The following is a 2,307-nucleotide window of genomic DNA, read 5'->3' on the forward strand; positions in this document are numbered from 1 at the left end:
STRCSSATNDATACTNTRYCHNAGCDTCTGAATAATGGTGCTTTCCCCAAATCAAACGGTTTTATGAAATCTTTTATAATATCTTCTTCGCTTGTCTCTCTATTTTCAATATATTTATAGTCTGCCATGACGTCTTCTCTGATTTTCTGTACCGGCTCATCTTCTTTCATTAGAAACTCCGTACGCAGGATCTCATGTCGATTTATCATTTCCTGCATTGCTTCTCTAATTGCTTCTGGACATACTTCTCCCGTCATCCTTATTACTCGTGGCATATTATAGGCCACTCCTGCATCATCCATTTGGCATATGAAATAGGTCCTCTTCTGCGTCGAAGACATCGGATAATATTCCTTTATCTCGGCTTCCGGTATCGGTTCATATTTCTGGATTCCCTGTTTTGCTATCTTTTCACTTAACCCCTTTACCGTCGGTGTGATAAAGATCTCCTTTATGCCTAGCCGAATGCCTGTCTCTTCTTCTATCCTGTTTATTACCCTGATTGCTCTTAAGGAATGGCCGCCCAGCTCAAAAAATCCATCGCTTATTCCTACTCTATCTACATTCAGGACCTCTTGATAAATTTCACATAGCATTTTCTCGGTTTCGCTCCGAGGTGCTTCATATCCCTTTCCTATGCCTGCTTCTAGTACAGGCAGCTTCCTCTTATCCAGTTTTCCATTCCTTGTAACGGGAATCTTCTTTATCTGCCCTACATAAGAAGGTATCATGTAACTTGGCAGTGATTTACCAAGCGTATCCCTGACTTCCGATACGCTTATCTCCTGTTCACTTACGATATATGCATAGATTGCCTTTTCTTCGTTCTTATCCTCTCTTGCAATGACTGCACAGTCTTTGACGTTCTCTATCTTCCTTAACGTACTTTCGATCTCGGCAAGCTCTATTCTTAGTCCTCTGATCTTCACCTGTTCGTCCATACGTCCTAGGTACTCTATGTTACCATCCGGAAGCCATCTTCCTAGATCTCCTGTACGGTACATCATGCCTTCGCCATATGGGTTTGGCACAAATTTCTCTGCCGTCAGCTCCACATTATTTAAATAACCATCTGTGACACCTGCCCCACAGATGCATATCTCACCCTTTACTCCAATTCCGCAAAGCTTCCCATTTTCAACGATATACATCTGTTTATTATACAAAGGCTTACCTATAGGAATTATGTATTCATTCACAGCCTGATTCGTTACTTCATAAGTACTGGCTATTCCAGAATCTTCTGTTAGACCATATCCGTTTACGATTATTGCCTTACAGTTACTGGAAGACATATAATCTTCCAGCTTTGCATATAACAAAGCTTCGCCTACAAGATATACTTTTTCTAATGATTTAAGACCGTTATACCCGTTCTGCTTTTCTGCATTGATCAATGCATAGAAAGCACTTGCCGCACAATTGATTATTGTGATGCCCTGTTCTTTTACAAATTCCACTATCTTTATTGGATCATAGACATTAGTATCTCCGCATGAGCATACGGTTCCTCCACTTATATGTGGTCCAAATATGTTTCTTTGTGTTAAGTCAAAGCTTAAGGATGCCATTAGCATGACTTTGGATCTCTCATTCATCTCAAACCTGTCTTTATACCAGGTTATTAGATTTACTACATTTCTGTACCGTACAGGTATTCCTTTTGGATTACCTGTTGTCCCTGAAGTATACGTGCAATATACTAGATCTTCCGACTTGTTTACCTTTTGGAGATTTGTAGATTCACCTATATATATATCCTTGTCAGACAGATCGATCACTGGTAATTCCGTATTGATCTCTGCATTATATACCAGTACTGCCTTCGATCTGCAATCCTCCAGCATATATTGAATTCTTTCCTCCGGGAATTCCGGATCGATCGGTACATATGCGCCTCCGGCTTTCATTATGCCGTAGATACCGATGACCATCTCGATGCTCCGCTCTGAGATTATGGCAACAAATTCATTTGGCTTTACCCCTAATTTTCTCAATTTCCTTGCGAGTTGATTTGATCTCTTGTTTAACTCAGCATATGTGATTTTCTTTTCTTCATAAATCACCGCTATGTTTTCAGGAGTTTCCATTACCTGTTCTTCAAAGAGGTCGATCACAGTTTTATCCATCGGATATTCAACCCGTGTATCATTGAATTCACCAAGGATCTTGCCGCGTTCTTCTTCTGTAATCACTTCTATTTCTTTGATCTGTTTAGATCTATTTTCTACTATCTGTTCTAGTATCACGATATAGTGACTGAGCATCAGTTCTACAGTTTCTTTCTTATATAGATCAGTGCAGTAT

General features: G+C 39.8%; 1 pseudogene. It reads right to left on the minus strand.

What is annotated here, in order from left to right:
- Positions 1 to 2,267, minus strand: a pseudogene (locus BVG16_RS32295) (non-ribosomal peptide synthetase); the annotation flags it as partial.
- Positions 2,268 to 2,307: the final 40 nt, after the last annotated feature.

It is taken from the genome of Paenibacillus selenitireducens, from assembly GCF_002021565.1.
GTDB classification, from domain to species: Bacteria; Bacillota; Bacilli; order Paenibacillales; family Paenibacillaceae; genus Paenibacillus_K; species Paenibacillus_K selenitireducens.